12 protein-coding genes are annotated in these 14,322 nt (G+C 67.2%); all 12 read right to left on the bottom strand.

The window, feature by feature from the left end; all coding sequences use genetic code 11:
* Positions 1–39: 39 nt before the first annotated feature.
* Positions 40–1,521 (bottom strand): UDP-N-acetylmuramoyl-tripeptide--D-alanyl-D-alanine ligase, encoded by a 1,482-nt coding sequence (murF, locus tag ACIGHN_RS04405; RefSeq protein ID WP_396503420.1) that lies wholly within the window; start codon positions 1,519–1,521, stop codon positions 40–42.
* Entirely contained in the window at positions 1,518–3,029 is a 1,512-nt protein-coding gene (locus ACIGHN_RS04400) for a UDP-N-acetylmuramoyl-L-alanyl-D-glutamate--2,6-diaminopimelate ligase (protein WP_056415061.1), read from the bottom strand. The genes murF and ACIGHN_RS04400 overlap by 4 nt, the downstream gene beginning before the upstream one ends.
* A complete protein-coding gene (locus tag ACIGHN_RS04395) occupies positions 3,026–4,771 on the bottom strand; it encodes a penicillin-binding protein 2 (RefSeq protein WP_056415057.1) in 1,746 nt (581 codons plus the stop codon). The genes ACIGHN_RS04400 and ACIGHN_RS04395 overlap by 4 nt, the downstream gene beginning before the upstream one ends.
* Positions 4,768–5,115 (bottom strand): cell division protein FtsL, encoded by a 348-nt coding sequence (gene ftsL / locus ACIGHN_RS04390; protein ID WP_396503419.1) that lies wholly within the window; start codon positions 5,113–5,115, stop codon positions 4,768–4,770. The genes ACIGHN_RS04395 and ftsL overlap by 4 nt, the downstream gene beginning before the upstream one ends.
* Positions 5,116–5,237: 122 nt before the next feature.
* Entirely contained in the window at positions 5,238–6,170 is a 933-nt protein-coding gene (gene rsmH / locus ACIGHN_RS04385) for a 16S rRNA (cytosine(1402)-N(4))-methyltransferase RsmH (RefSeq protein WP_056173117.1), read from the bottom strand.
* Positions 6,171–6,172: 2 nt separating this feature from the next.
* Positions 6,173–6,601, bottom strand: coding sequence for a division/cell wall cluster transcriptional repressor MraZ (gene mraZ / locus ACIGHN_RS04380; protein ID WP_056415049.1), 429 nt, complete (start codon positions 6,599–6,601; stop codon positions 6,173–6,175).
* Between the two features lie 265 nt (positions 6,602–6,866).
* Positions 6,867–8,192, bottom strand: coding sequence for an ATP-dependent protease ATPase subunit HslU (gene hslU / locus ACIGHN_RS04375; protein WP_056415046.1), 1,326 nt, complete (start codon positions 8,190–8,192; stop codon positions 6,867–6,869).
* 98 nt (positions 8,193–8,290) lie between these two features.
* Entirely contained in the window at positions 8,291–8,854 is a 564-nt protein-coding gene (gene hslV, locus ACIGHN_RS04370) for an ATP-dependent protease subunit HslV (RefSeq protein WP_056173105.1), read from the bottom strand.
* 211 nt (positions 8,855–9,065) lie between these two features.
* Entirely contained in the window at positions 9,066–10,814 is a 1,749-nt protein-coding gene (locus ACIGHN_RS04365) for an STAS domain-containing protein (protein ID WP_056415043.1), read from the bottom strand.
* 60 nt (positions 10,815–10,874) lie between these two features.
* Positions 10,875–11,699 carry an RNA polymerase-binding protein DksA gene (gene dksA / locus ACIGHN_RS04360; RefSeq protein WP_082485889.1) on the bottom strand — a complete coding sequence of 275 codons (825 nt, stop codon included), beginning with the start codon at positions 11,697–11,699 and terminating at the stop codon, positions 10,875–10,877.
* A 178-nt stretch (positions 11,700–11,877) separates the two neighbouring features.
* On the bottom strand, positions 11,878–12,951 hold the full coding sequence (locus tag ACIGHN_RS04355; protein ID WP_396503418.1) for a CobW family GTP-binding protein: 1,074 nt from the start codon (positions 12,949–12,951) through the stop codon (positions 11,878–11,880).
* A gap of 114 nt (positions 12,952–13,065) precedes the next feature.
* Positions 13,066–14,301, bottom strand: coding sequence for a class I SAM-dependent rRNA methyltransferase (locus ACIGHN_RS04350; RefSeq protein ID WP_396503417.1), 1,236 nt, complete (start codon positions 14,299–14,301; stop codon positions 13,066–13,068).
* Between the last annotated feature and the right edge of the window lie 21 nt (positions 14,302–14,322).

Below are 14,322 nucleotides of genomic sequence, written 5' to 3'. Positions count from 1 at the left end.
GCAGGGATGCTGGAGGCGGCCTTGAAGACCCGCACGTTCTTACTGCGTTGCACCATGGTGTCCCTCCAGTACCTGCGCGGGCGGTTGTCGCTCTTGTTGTTGTGGGTCGTCCTGCACTTGTGCGGCAGAGGCGATCGCCTCCACCACCTGTTCCATCTTCATGAATCGAGATCCCTTGACCAGCACACTGCCCACCGTGGGCAGGGCCTGGCGCACTGCATCGAGCAGCGCGCCCCTATCGTTGAAATGACGTGCCTCGCCGCCTTCGCCGTTGCCATGGCCGTACGACGCGGTGGCATGCACCGATTGATCGCCCAGCGCGAACAGTCGGGTGATGCCGGCCGTGCGCGCGTGCGCGCCGGCCTCGGCGTGGAACTGCGGCCCCTGGTCGCCCACCTCGCCCATGTCGCCCAGCACCAGCAGTTGCGGGCCGGGCAGCTCGGCCAGCACGTCGATGGCGGCACGCATGGAGTCGGGGTTGGCGTTGTAGGTGTCGTCCACCACGGTGACTTCGCGGCCCGCGATGCGCACGCTGAAGGCGCGCGAGCGGCCCTTGACCGGCGTGAAGCTGGCCAGCCCCTGCGCGATGGCGGCCAGGGGCGCGCCTGCCGACAGGGTGCAGGCGGCGGCGGCCAGGGCGTTGCTCACGTTGTGGCGCCCGGCGATGTGCAGCTGCGTGGCGACTTCGCCTTGCGGCGTGGCCATCGTGACAGCCCAGGCGCCCTGCTCCCAGGCCGCGCTGCGGCAGGTCACATCGCCGCCGTCGCCAAAGGTGACGGTGCGGCGGCCCTGCGCGAGCGATTGCCACAGGCCGCTGTACGCATCGCCCGCCGGGAACACCGCCACGCCATCGGCAGGCAGGCTGGCAAACACCGAGCCGTTCTCGCGCGCCACGGCCTCCACGGTGTGCATGAACTCCAGGTGCTCGCGCTGGGCATTGTTGACCAGCGCCACCGTGGGCTGCGCCATGGCGGCCAGGAGCGCGATCTCGCCGGGGTGGTTCATCCCCATTTCGATCACGGCGGCGGCGTGGCCGGCGCGCAGGCGCAGCAGCATCAGCGGCACGCCGATGTCGTTGTTGAAATTGCCCTGCGTGGCAAACGCGGCCTCGCACTTCCAGGCGCGCAGGATGGACGCGATCATCTGCGTCACGGTGGTCTTGCCATTGCTGCCGGTCGCGCCGACGAGCGGCAGGCCGAACTGCGCGCGCCAGCCGGTGGCCAGCGCACCGAGCGCAGCCAGGCTGTCGGGCACTTCGATGCCCGCGAGGCCGGCGGCTTCGAGGCCGCCGTGGGCGATGGCCGCGGCAGCGCCACCCGCACGGGCATCGGCCAGGAAGGCATTGGCGTCGTAGCGCTCGCCCTTCAAAGCCACGAACAGATCGCCCGCCTGCAGCGTGCGCGTGTCGGTGTGCACGCGGGCCAGCGGCGTGGTGCCGTCGCCCACCAGGCGCGCGGCGGGAATGCGCGGCTGCACGAGGTCGAAGGCCTGCTGCAGGGTCAGCATCGTGGCGGCGCTCATGGGCGGGCCTCCCGGGCCTGCAGCGCAGTGCGTGCATGGGCCTTGTCGGAGAACGGCACGCGCACGCCCGCGGTCTCCTGGGTGTCTTCGTGGCCCTTGCCGGCGATCAGCACCACATCGGCCGGCGCGGCCTCGGCCAAGGCCAGGGCAATCGCGGCGGCGCGGTCGGGCTCGGCGCGCACGGTGCGGCCGGCGATGGTGCCTTGCAGGATCTGGTGCACGATGGTGGCGGGGTCTTCGCTGCGCGGGTTGTCGCTGGTCACGACCACATGGTCGGCCTGGTGCTGCGCCACGGCGCCCATCAGCGGGCGCTTGGCCGCGTCGCGGTCGCCGCCGCAGCCGAACACGCACCACAGCTGCCCGCCGCGCTCGGCCGCAATGGGGCGCAGCGCCTGCAGGGCTTTTTCCAGCGCATCGGGCGTGTGCGCGTAGTCCACGGCCACCAGCGGCTGGCCGGGGCTGTGGATCTGCTCCATGCGGCCGGGCACCGGCGAGAGCTGGGCGCAGGCATACAGCGCATGCTCCAGCGGCACGCCCAGCGCCCGCAGGCCGGCCAGCACCCCCAGCAGGTTGGAGACGTTGTACAGCCCGATCACGCGCGTTTGCAGCACATGCGTGTGCGCGCCCTCGGCCACGGTGAAGCGCAGGCCGCCGTCGCCCATGCCGATGTCGCGTGCAGCCAGCCGTGCGGGGCCGGAGATCGACACGCTCCACAGGTCCAGCATGCGGTCTGCCAGCGATGCGTACAGCTCGGCGCCCCGCAGGTCGTCGATGTTGACCACCGCCGCCTGCAGGCCGGGCCACTCGAAGAGCATGCCCTTGGCCTGCCAGTAGGCGGCCATGCTGGGGTGGTAGTCCAGGTGGTCCTGCGTGAAGTTGGTGAACAGCGCCACGCGGATGCGGCTGCCGGCCATGCGGTGCTCGGCCAGGCCGATGGACGAGGCCTCGATGGCGCACGCCGTGCGGCCCGCGTCGGTGAACTGCTGGAAGGCGTGCTGCAGCCGCACCGGGTCGGGCGTGGTCATGCCGGTGCTGGTAAGCGCAGGCGGCACGCCGATGCCCAATGTGCCCACCAACGCGCATCCGCCATGCGCAATCAGCTCATTTTTTGATAGCACATTCAAGGCCTCGGCCAGCCACCAGGTGGTGCTGGTCTTGCCGTTGGTGCCGGTCACGGCCAGCACGTCGAGGCGCTGCGTGGGGTGGCCGAACCAGTCGGCCGCGATCAGCCCGGTGGCGGCTTTGAGGCCGTGCAGGGCGGCCACCGGCCAGCCGTCGAGCGGGAAGGCCTCGACGCCTTCGTGCTCCACCAGGCACGCCACTGCACCGCGTGCCAAAGCGTCGCCGATGTGCGCGCGGCCATCGGTGGCGGCGCCGGGCCAGGCGATGAAGCCATCGCCCGCGCGGACCAGGCGGCTGTCGGTCTGCAGCGTGCCGGTGACGCGTTCGCGCAGCCAGGCCACGGCGTCGTGCACCGAGGCCAGCAGGGGCAGCGTGCTTGCCGTCATAGCGATTCCTCCACCGTGTTGGCCACGATCTGGGGCTTGACGGCCATGTCCGGCTGCACGCCCATCATGCGCAGGGTCTGCTGCACCACTTCGCTGAACACGGGCGCGGCCACGGCACCGCCGTAGAACACGCCGTTGCTGGGCTCGTCGATCATCACGGCCACGATGATGCGCGGCTTGTCGATGGGCGCCATGCCGGTGAACCAGGCGCGGTACTTGCCCGATGCGTAGTTCTTGCCGACCTGCTTGCGCGCCGTGCCGGACTTGCCACCCACCGAGTAGCCCAGGGTCTGCGCCTTCTGGCCCGTGCCGCCGGGGCCGGCGGCCATCTGCAGCATCTTGCGCACCTGGTCGGCCGTGCGCTCGGAGAACACGGGCACGCCCAGCGCAGGCTCGGACGTCTTGAACATGGTGGCCGGGATCACGCGGCCGCCGTTGGCGAACACGGTGTACGACCGCGCCATCTGGAACAGGCTGGCCGACAGGCCGTAGCCGTAGGACATGGTGGCCTGCTCGACAGGGCGCCAGGTCTTGTAGGGCCGCAGGCGCCCGGTCACGACGCCGGGGAAGTGCAGCTGCGGCTTCTGGCCGAAGCCCGCGGCCGAAAAGGTCTCCCACATCTCGCGGGCGGGCATCTGCATGGCGATCTTGGTGGTGCCCACGTTGCTCGACTTCTGGATCACGCCTTCGACCGTGAGCAGGCCGTAGTTGTGCGTGTCCGAGATGGTGGAGCCGGTGATGTTGATGCGGCCGGGGTTGGTGTCCACCGGCGTCTCGGGGCGCACGCGCCCGCTCTCCAGGGCCAGGCCGATGGTGAAGGGCTTCATGGTAGAGCCGGGCTCGAACACGTCGGTGAGCGCGCGGTTGCGCAGTTGCTCGCCGGTCAGGTTCTGGCGCTTGTCGGGCACGTAGCTCGGGTAGTTGGCCAGCGCCAGCAGCTCGCCGGTGTGGGCGTCGAGCACCACCACGCTGCCCGCCTTGGCCTTGTGCAGTGCGACCTGGTCGCGCAGCTTCTGGTACGCGAAGAACTGCACCTTGCTGTCGATGGACAGCTGCATGTCCTTGCCGTCGACGGGTTGCACCGTCTCGCCCACGCCCTCGACCACGCGGCCCAGGCGGTCCTTGATCACGCGACGCGACCCGGCCTTGCCAGCCAGGTCCTTGTCGAAGGCCAGCTCCATGCCTTCCTGCCCGTGGTCTTCCACGTTGGTGAAGCCCACCACGTGGGCGGCGGCTTCGCCTTCGGGGTACTGTCGCTTGTATTCCTTGCGCTGGTAGATGCCCTTGATGTCGAGCGCCGCGATCTCGCGGCCCACATCCCAGTCGAGCTGGCGCTTGATCCAGACGAAGGTCTTGTCTTCGTCGGCCAGCTTCTTTTGCAGCTCGGCCAGCGGCATGTCGAGCAGCTTGGCCAGCTGCTTGAGCTTGGCACGCGTCTCGGGCTTGTCCTGCTCCACGTCTTCGGGGATGGCCCAGATGCTGGCCGCCGGCACGCTGGACGCGAGGATCAGGCCGTTGCGGTCCAGGATCTTGCCGCGGTTGGCCGGCAGCTCCAGGGTGCGCGCGAAACGCACCTCGCCCTGGCGCTGAAAGAACGCGTTGCCGAACACCTGCACATAGGCGGCGCGCCCGGCGAGCGCCACAAAGCCCAGGGCGATCATGGCCACGATGAACTTGCTGCGCCAGACGGGCGTCTTGCTGGCCAGCAGGGGGCTGGCGGTGTAGACCACGCTGCGGCTCATGGCTGCGCTCCTTGCACCGGTGCGGGTGCGCCACCCGGCGCAGCGGCCGCTGCTGCTGCTGCTGCGGCAGCCGCCACACCCTGCGGGTCGGACACGTACTGCGTGATGGCCGGCGTGGCCGTGCGCATGTTGAGCTGCGCCCGCGCGATTTTCTCGACGCGCAGCGGCGTGGCCTGGGCGCGCTTTTCGACCTGCAGGCGCTGGTGCTCGGTCTCCAGGCGGCGGGCCTCGACCGTGGCGCGGTCGAGCTCGGTGAACAGCCGGCGCGACTCGTACTGGGTATGCACCAGGTAGATCGCGCTCGCCAGCACTGCCAGCAGCAGGACGATGTTCAAGCGTGTCATGTCAGTAGCTGCACCGTATGCATGCAGCGGCCGTGGCAGCAGCAGCCGCAAGTTGGCCCGGCAGCGAGCACACCGCCTTTGGCAAGGCCGACATCACGCAAAGACACAGGGGGCGGCTCATGTCATGCCACCTCGGTGCGCTCGGCCACGCGCATGATCGCGCTGCGCGAGCGCGGGTTGCCGGCCACCTCGGCAGCGCTGGGCTTGATGCGGTCCAGCGCCACGAGCTTCATGGCCTGCGGCGCGGCAAACGGCGCGCGGCGGTCGTACACCTCTTTGGAGTGCTTGGCGATGAACTGCTTGACGATGCGGTCTTCCAGCGAGTGAAAGCTGATCACCACCAGGCGCCCGCCCGGCTGCAGCACCGACAGCGTGGCTTCTAGCGCCTGTTGCAGTTCTTCAAGCTCAGCGTTGATGAAAATCCGAAGAGCCTGAAATGTGCGCGTTGCAGGGTTCTGGCCCGGCTCGCGGGTTTTGACCGTGCCAGCCACGAGATCGGCCAGTTCGGCGGTGGTTGCAAGAGGGCCCCGTTCTTCGCGCCGAGCAACAATCGCCTTTGCAATGGGGCCAGCAAACCGTTCTTCACCGTAGTCACGTATCACCTCCGCAATCTGTTGAACCTCGGCAGTGGCCAGCCACTGGGCCACGCTTTCGCCGCGCGTGGTGTCCATGCGCATGTCCAGCGGGCCGTCGAAACGGAAGCTGAACCCCCGCTCCGGGCTGTCGATCTGGGGCGAGCTCACCCCCAGGTCCATGAGCACACCCGCTGCGCTGCCGGCCGGCAGGTCGGCGATGTGGCTGAAACCTTCGTGCCGAATGGAAAAACGCGCATCGGTGATGCGCGTTGCTTCGGCAATGGCTTCGAGGTCCTTGTCAAACGCGACAAGGCGCCCTTGGGGCCCCAGCCGCAGCAGGATGAGCCGCGAATGCCCTCCGCGCCCGAAGGTGCCGTCCACCCAGGTGCCCGCAGGCTCGGGCCCGGCGCCGCCCAGCAGCGCGTCCACGGCTTCGTCCAGCAGGACGGTGGTGTGTTGAAGAAGAGAAGGGGATGTCATGGTCAGAAGGAGAAGTCCTTGAAGACATCCGGCATGTCACCCTGCATGGCCTTGGCCTCCTGCTCGTCGTACGTGGCCTTGTCCCAGAGTTCGAAGTGGTTGCCCATGCCCAGCAGCATGGTGTCCTTGGAGATGCCGGCCGCCTGGCGCAGCTCGGGCGAGACCAGCACGCGGCCGGTGCCGTCCATCTCCACGTCCATGGCGTTGCCCAGGAAGATGCGCTTCCACCACTGGGCCGACATGGGCAGCTCGGCGATGCGCTCGCGAAACTTCTCCCACTCGGGGCGGGGGAACACCATCAGGCATCCGTGGGGGTGCTTGGTGATCGTGAGCTGGCCCGCTGCGGTGGCCGCGAGCACGTCACGATGCCGGGTCGGCACGGACAGCCGACCCTTCGCATCGAGACTTAGCGACGAGGCACCTTGAAACACGGAGGATTTTCCAGTTCGGAATCTTGAGATCCTTCAGGGCCCAAACGGGGGCCTGGAGGGCACTTTTCACCACTTAATTGCACTTTTTTGCACTGTAGCAGGAAAAGCACGCCGAACAAGAGGGCGTCCACCAAACTTTTGTAATGAAATCAACGACTTAGACGCGACTCTGCAGCCACCGGAACGCTAAAAGTCGTTGAAAAATAAGAACTTACGGCGGGCTATGAAAGTGACCTCTCAAGCCCGGCCCGATTCTGCCGTGTCGTCACAGGATGTAGCGCGACAGGTCCTCGTCCTGGCTCAGGGTCTGCAGGCGGGTGTCCACATAGGCCGCGTCGACGGTGATCGTCTGGCCCGACAGCTTCGTGGCGTCGAAGCTCACCTCGTCCAGCAGGCGCTCCATCACCGTGGCCAGGCGGCGGGCGCCGATGTTCTCGGTGCGCTCGTTCACTTCGAAAGCGATGTGCGCCAGGCGCGTGATGCCTTCGGGCGCGAATTCGAGCGTGACGCCTTCGGTGGCCAGCAGCGCCTGGTACTGCTTGACCAGCGATGCATGGGTCTGCGTGAGGATGGCCTCGAAGTCCTGGACCGACAGCGACTCCAGCTCGACGCGGATCGGAAAGCGGCCCTGCAACTCGGGAATCAGATCGCTGGGCTTGGACAGGTGGAATGCGCCGGAGGCGATGAACAGGATGTGGTCGGTCTTGATCATCCCGTACTTGGTGGTCACGGTGGTGCCCTCCACCAGCGGCAGCAGGTCGCGCTGCACGCCCTGGCGCGATACGTCGGCGCCGCTGGTTTCCTGGCGGGTGGCCACCTTGTCGATCTCGTCGATGAACACGATGCCGTTCTGCTCGGCATTGGCCACCGCGCGGGCCTTGATCTCTTCCTCGTTGACGAGCTTGCCGGCCTCTTCGTCGGTCAGCAGCTTGAGCGCCTCGGCGATCTTGAGCTTGCGGGTCTTGCGCTTGTCCTGACCCATGGAGCTGAACATGCCGCGCAGTTGCTCGGTCATCTCTTCCATGCCCTGGGGGCCCATGATCTCGAGCGGCTGCCGGTTCTCGGCCACGTCGATCTCGATCTCCTTGTCGTCGAGCGCGCCTTCGCGCAGCTTCTTGCGGAACACCTGCCGCGCGGTGTTGTCGGCGGCTGGCTCGGTGCCGACAGCGGCGCGGGCGGGCGGGATCAGCACGTCGAGGATGCGCTCTTCGGCAGCGTCGACAGCGCGGTCGCGCACCTTTTTGGTCTCGGTCTCGCGCGTCTGCTTGACGGCCATCTCGGCCAGGTCGCGGATGATGGAGTCGACGTCCTTGCCCACGTAGCCCACCTCGGTGAACTTGGTGGCCTCGACCTTGATGAAAGGCGCATCGGCCAGCCTGGCAAGGCGGCGCGCGATTTCGGTCTTGCCCACGCCCGTGGGGCCGATCATGAGGATGTTCTTGGGCGTGATCTCGTGGCGCAGGCTGCCTTCGACCTGCTGGCGGCGCCAGCGGTTGCGCAGCGCGATGGCCACCGCGCGCTTGGCGCTGGCCTGGCCCACGATGTGGTGGTCGAGTTCGGAGACGATTTCCTGGGGGGTCATGGAGGACATGCGGGGCCTGCCTTCAAAGTTCTGAGCAAAAATAGCCGCTACCGCTTTCTGGACAAGCGCAAGCAGCTATCGAATTAAGAGTAACCGCCATCAAACGCTCACAGCGTCTCGATGGTGTGATTCATGTTGGTGTAGATGCACAGCTCGCCCGCGATCTCCAGCGACTTCTTGACGATGTCCTGGGCCGACAGGTCGGTGTGGTTGAGCAGCGCCTTGGCGGCCGAGTGCGCATACGCGCCGCCGGAGCCGATGGCCACGATGCCCTGCTCGGGCTCCAGCACGTCGCCGTTGCCGGTGATGATGAGCGAGGCACTGGCGTCGGCCACCGCCAGCATGGCCTCCAGGCGGCGCAGCACGCGGTCGGTGCGCCAGTCCTTGGTGAGCTCGATGGCCGCGCGCGTCAGGTGGCCCTGGTGCTTTTCGAGCTTGGCCTCGAAGCGCTCGAACAAGGTGAACGCATCGGCCGTGGCGCCCGCAAAGCCCGCGAGCACCTTGCCGTGGTAGAGCTTGCGCACCTTGCGCGCCGTGCCCTTGACCACGATGTTGCCCAGGGTGACCTGGCCGTCGCCGCCGATCGCGACCTGGATGCCGTCAGGGGTCTGGCGCCGCACGCTCAGGATGGTGGTGCCGTGGAACACCGGGGTGTTTTGAGAAGAATCCATAGCTGCCGCACATGGGGGCGCGGGCGCGGCTTTCAAGCGCCGCGAGGCACAGCCGCCGTGGCCCAGCGCCGGCCCATGCAGGACCAGCATCCAGTGCCAGCAACCCCCGACAAAGCCCTGCGGCGATCTCAACGATCGCATTGCATGCATCCGCAACGCAACGCAACGTCACACCACGCTGCGCCGCGCGCCCAGCGCGACGCCGTGCCGATCAGTTCTTGCGGGGGATCACCCAGGCGTGCTCGTTCACGCCGATCACGTTGAAGAAGATCGCCACCAGGCGCTGCAGGTTGTGGAACTGCACCACATGGCCCAGGCCCTGCTGCTCGGCCGCCCAGTTGAGCACCGAGCCCGCCGCCGCGAAATCCATCCGGATGAGCTTGTCGCACGAGATGGTGAATGGCGCACCGGGCTTCATCAACGCCTGGAAGGGCTCCAGCAGCGGCGCCGCATCACCCTCGATATGGCCGGTGAGCGCGGCGACCGGTGCGCTGTCGAGCGGCGCAGGTGCCGAGAGGTCTCCCGCCAGGTCCGACGCTGCAAAGTCGCTGTCCGCCGCCAGCGGCGCGGCGCCCGACGACCCGCCCTCGTTGTCCGAGTAACCGCAGCGCGGCGACACCCAGGACGGGGGCGAGACTTCGTAGGTCACGCAGTAGTCGAGCGCGACCAGCTCGAACTCGTCGGGCTTGCCCATGAGCCGCAACGCCGCCATGCGCAGGCGCCACCATTCGGGGCTGGTGGCTCGGTCGCCCGACTGGGTCTTGGCGTCCAGCAGGGCGTTGAGTTTTTCGACACCGGAAAACACCAGCTGGCCGTCGCGCTCCGCCCACAGGCTGAACTGGTCGGCCAGCAGCGGCACGGCAGCGTCGTCGATGGAGACGATGCGGGACCACGACAAGGTCCACGGCGAGGCAGACCGCGCGAGCGATGCCTGCAAGGCCGCCACGGACGACACGCCCAGCGCGGCTGGCGCATTCCAGCTGAAATCCTTGCGCGCCGGCAGGCCGGGCGCCGCAGTGGCTGCCGCCGGCGACGCGGGTGCCATGCCCAACTGCTCAGGGATCGAGAACCACAGCGGCGCCGACCGGCTGTACTGCGCAGCGTAGTCGATGGCCAGGGTCTCGAAGCGGTCGTGCTGCCCTGTCGCGCGGTACAGGTCGAACAGCGTCATCCAGATTTCCTGCTGCTCGGCAGGCGCATCCCCGCGGTGCTGCGCCAGCACATCCATGAGGCCCGCCTCTGCACCGGCGTGGTCGCCATTGGCAAACCGGATGGCGGCTTCTTCCAGATCGGGTTCGTGCACAAATTCCTCCGGTTCAGGTGCCGGCGCTGGCGTGGCAGCGGCGGTCGCATCAGGGCTGAAGGATGCCTCCTGCGGGCCCGGGCTTCCACCCATCTGCGCGTCCATGCTTCCAAATCGACCCACGGCCATGCTGTCGTCTGCGAACAGCGGCTGCACGGCGGGCTTGGTCTCCAGGTGGGCGGGCAAGCTGCCCGGCGCGGTGGGTGCATAGGCCCGGGAGTGCGCGGAGTCGGCGGTCTCGCCCCCCGACTCGGGCATCACGCCGGGCTGGGTGGGAGCGTCAGCGCCTTGCTTGCTCTTCCACCACTGCTGCGACATCTGCGCTTCGATCTCGTCGATCTTCTTGAGCGTGACGGCGCGCTCGTCGGGCGAGGCCATGCTGCTCTGAAAGAACGAGGGCCGTGCGGTGGGGTCTTCCGTGCGGTGCCCCTGGAGCACCTCGCGCTGGCGCAGCTTGCGCAGCTGATCGAACTCGCGGCGCCGCACGAAGTCGTTGCGGCGCTTGCGCTCGATCATCTCCTTGAGCATCTGCTTGCTGTACTGGCTTTCCCGATCGTCCTGGATGGAGTCGAGCTCCGTCCAGTTGACCGTGGGATTCTTCACGAACCGAACCACCTTCGATAGCAGGCCGCCGGGGGTGGTTTCTTCCTTGCTCATGACTCAGGGGTACCGGTACAGAGATTGCGCAGCGATGATCAGCGTCAGGCCAGCGCCCGATCAGTCCCCGAACATCTTCTGCTTGAGTTCGCGGCGCTGCTGCGCCTCCAGCGACAGCGTGGCGGTGGGGCGTGCGATCAGGCGGCCGACGCCGATGGGCTCGCCGGTTTCGTCGCAATAGCCGTAGTCGCCAGCGTCGATGCGGGCGATGGACTGCTCGATCTTCTTGAGCAGCTTGCGCTCGCGGTCGCGGGTGCGCAGCTCGAGGGCGTGCTCTTCTTCGATGGTCGCGCGGTCGGCCGGGTCGGGCACCACCACGGTGTCTTCACGCAGGTGCTCGGTGGTCTCGCCAGCGCTGTTGTGGATGTCCTGCTTGAGCTGAACGAGCTTCAGGCGGAAGAACGCCATCTGCTTGTCGTTCATGTACTCGCTGTCCGGCATCGCCATGACTTCGGCATCCGTCAGCTCGGCGGCGGACTTGGTCTTCCAGTTGTTCGCCAGCTTGGGGTCTTTTTTGGCAGCCGTGAAAGTGGGGTGCGCTTGCGCAGTCGTGGGCATGGTATGTAGATAACTGGCTTTGGCAGCGGTGGAAGCCACTGTCTGTGCCATGGATGGTACGGTCAATTGGGCCAATCGGGAAGAAGGCCGGGTCGTGCGCGCGGGTACCCCCCCCGGCTGTGCGGGTGCGGCGGCAACGGGCGCCGGTGCTGCCACTGCGGGACTGGCTACCTTGGCCGCGGCCGCCTTGGGGACGGCAGCGGCGGTCTTGGCCGGAGCGGCTTTGGCAGCAGCCTTGGTCGCAGCAGGGGCTGCAGGGCGCTGGGCCGCGGCGGCGGGCTTCGCTGCCTTGGTGGCGGCCTTGGGTTTGCTGGTATCGGCTTTCACTTCCTGGTCTCCTCGCTGTACGGGCGGGCCCTTGCACCGCTAACGCGGCTTGGGGCGGGTGGCAAGCCTTCCGGGGTTTTACCGGGGCGCGATTGTATCGACCTGGGCTGACGCAAACGGAAACGTTGCGGATACAACACAAATCGGGCCGGGATCGGCGCCCCGTCCTACGAATGGATCAAACGAGGCTTTGCTCCAGCCCTTGCAGAAAGATGTCCTTGGGCAGGTCGATGCCGATGAAGACCATCTTGCTCAACCGCTGCTCGCCCTCGGCCCACTGGGGGCCCAGGTCGCTGCCCATGAGCTGGTGCACACCCTGGAAGATCACCTTGCGCTCAGTGCCCTTCATATTAAGCACCCCTTTGTAGCGCAGCATGCGCGGGCCGTAAATATTGACGATGGCGCCCAGGAAATCCTCCAGCTTGGCCGGATCGAACGGCCGCTCGGAGCGGAAGACGAAACTCTTCACGTCGTCGTCATGGTGATGGTGGTGGCCGTGCCCATGGTCGTGCTGGTGCGAGGGGTGGCTGCAGTGCTCGCCGTGCTCGTGGTCATGGTCGTGGTGGTCATGGCCGTGGTCATGACCATCGCCCTCTTCCTTGAGGAACTCGGGGTCGATATCGAGCTTGGCATTGAGGTTGAAGCCCCGCAGGTCCAGCACTTCCTTCAAGGGCACCTCGCCGAAATGCACGGCCTTGATGGGTGCGCGGGGGTTCATGTGCTTCAAGCGATGGATCAGCGCGTCGGTCTCCTCCTGGGAGACCAGATCGGTCTTGGACAAGAAGATCTGGTCGGCAAAGCCCACCTGGCGGCGCGCTTCCTGGCGGTCGTTGAGCTGCTGGGGCGCGTGCTTGGCGTCCACCAGCGTGATGATGGAGTCGATGAGGTAGGTCTCGGCGATCTCCTCGTCCATGAAGAAGGTCTGCGCGACGGGGCCGGGGTCGGCCACGCCGGTGGTCTCGATGACGATGCGGTCGAACTCCAGCAGGTTCTTGCGCTTCTTGGCGGCCAGCAGCTGCAGCGTCTCGCGCAGGTCTTCGCGGATGGTGCAGCAGATGCAGCCGTTGCTCATCTGCACGATCTGCTCCTTGGACTCGGTCACGAGGATGTCGTTGTCGATGTTCTCTTCGCCGAATTCGTTCTCGATCACGGCGATCTTCTGGCCGTGGGCTTCGGAGAGCAGGCGCTTGAGCAAGGTGGTCTTGCCCGAGCCCAGGAAGCCGGTGAGGATGGTGACGGGGATCAATGCCATGTTGTGTGTCCTTCAAGGGATGAACCCATGCGCTGCGCCCGGCACTGCGGGCCGGGTGTGCGTGGCGCAAGGGGTTGTTTTCAGTGTACCGACGCTGTCAAGCCCTTGCCGCGCTCAGCCCTTGCGCATCACCACCAGGCCCTTGAGGTACTCGCCTTCGGGGAATTCGAGGGTCATCGGGTGGTCGGGCGCGCCGCCCAGACGCTCCAGGATGAAGCCGTCCACGCCCGCATCGGCGCCCGCTGATGCGACGATCTTGTGGAACAGGTCGGCGCTGATGCCGCCCGAGCACGAGAAGGTGAACAGCACGCCGCCGGGCGAAAGCAACTGCAGCGCCAGGCGGTTGATGTCCTTGTACGCGCGTGCAGCGCGCTCGGCATGGGCCGCAGTGGGCGCAAACTTCGGCGGGTCGAGCACGATGGCATCGAAGCGCCGGCCTTCCTTGAGAAACTGGCGCAGCGAGGCGTTCACGTCCGCATCCATGAAGCTGGCGTGGTTCAGGTCGAACCCGTTGAGCGCCACATGGGCGCGCGCGCGCTCCAGGGCCGGGCCCGACGAGTCGATGGACGTCACATGCCCGTCCGCCGATGCGCCGCCGGCGCGCATGCCCGCGAGCGCGGCCACGCTGAAGCCGCCGGTGTAGCAAAAGCAGTTGAGCACGTCCTTGAAGCCCAGGCGCTGCGCGTAGTCGGCAAAGCGCTTGCGGCTGTCGCGCTGGTCCAGGTAGAAGCCGGTCTTGTGGCCTTCGGCGATGTTCAGCGTCAAATTCCACTGGTGTTCGTGGATGGTGAGCTCGAGCGGGGGGCCTTCGCCGTCGCCCGGCGTACCCGTGGGGCCGCCGCGCAGCCAGCCGGTGGCGGGCTCGAGGCCCTCGAGCGCGCGCACGCTGGCGTCCGAGCGTTCATACAGCTTGGCCAGGCCCGTCTCGCGCAGCAGGGCATCGGCGATCACGGCTTTCCAGCGCTCGGTCCCGGCGCTGGTGAACTGCGCGACCAGGGTGTCGCCATAGCGGTCCACGATGAGGCCCGGCAGGCCGTCGGACTCGCCGTGCACCAGGCGCACACCGTCGCTTTGCACATCAAAACGGGCTCTGGCAATGATGGAGCGCGCGCAAGAAGCTATGAAAAAAGGAGCATCGATGCGCTGCGCCTCGTCGAAGCTCCACACCCGTGCGCGGATGCGCGAGCTGGGGCTGAACGCGGCCCAGGCCAGGAACTGGCCCTCGTGCGACTCCACGCGCACGGTCTCGCCGCTGTCGGCGCCGCCTTTGGCGATGGCCGATTCAAAAATCCAGGGGTGGCGGCGCAAGAGCGAGCGCTCTTTGCCAGGGCGAAGGCGAAGGGTTTTCATGATGGGGCGATTGTCGCGTGA

It is taken from the genome of Acidovorax sp. NPDC077693, from assembly GCF_044542805.1.
Lineage (GTDB): Bacteria > Pseudomonadota > Gammaproteobacteria > Burkholderiales > Burkholderiaceae_C > Acidovorax.
Note: the sequence above shows the minus strand (reverse complement) of the source record. Positions and strands in the feature narration are given on the sequence as shown.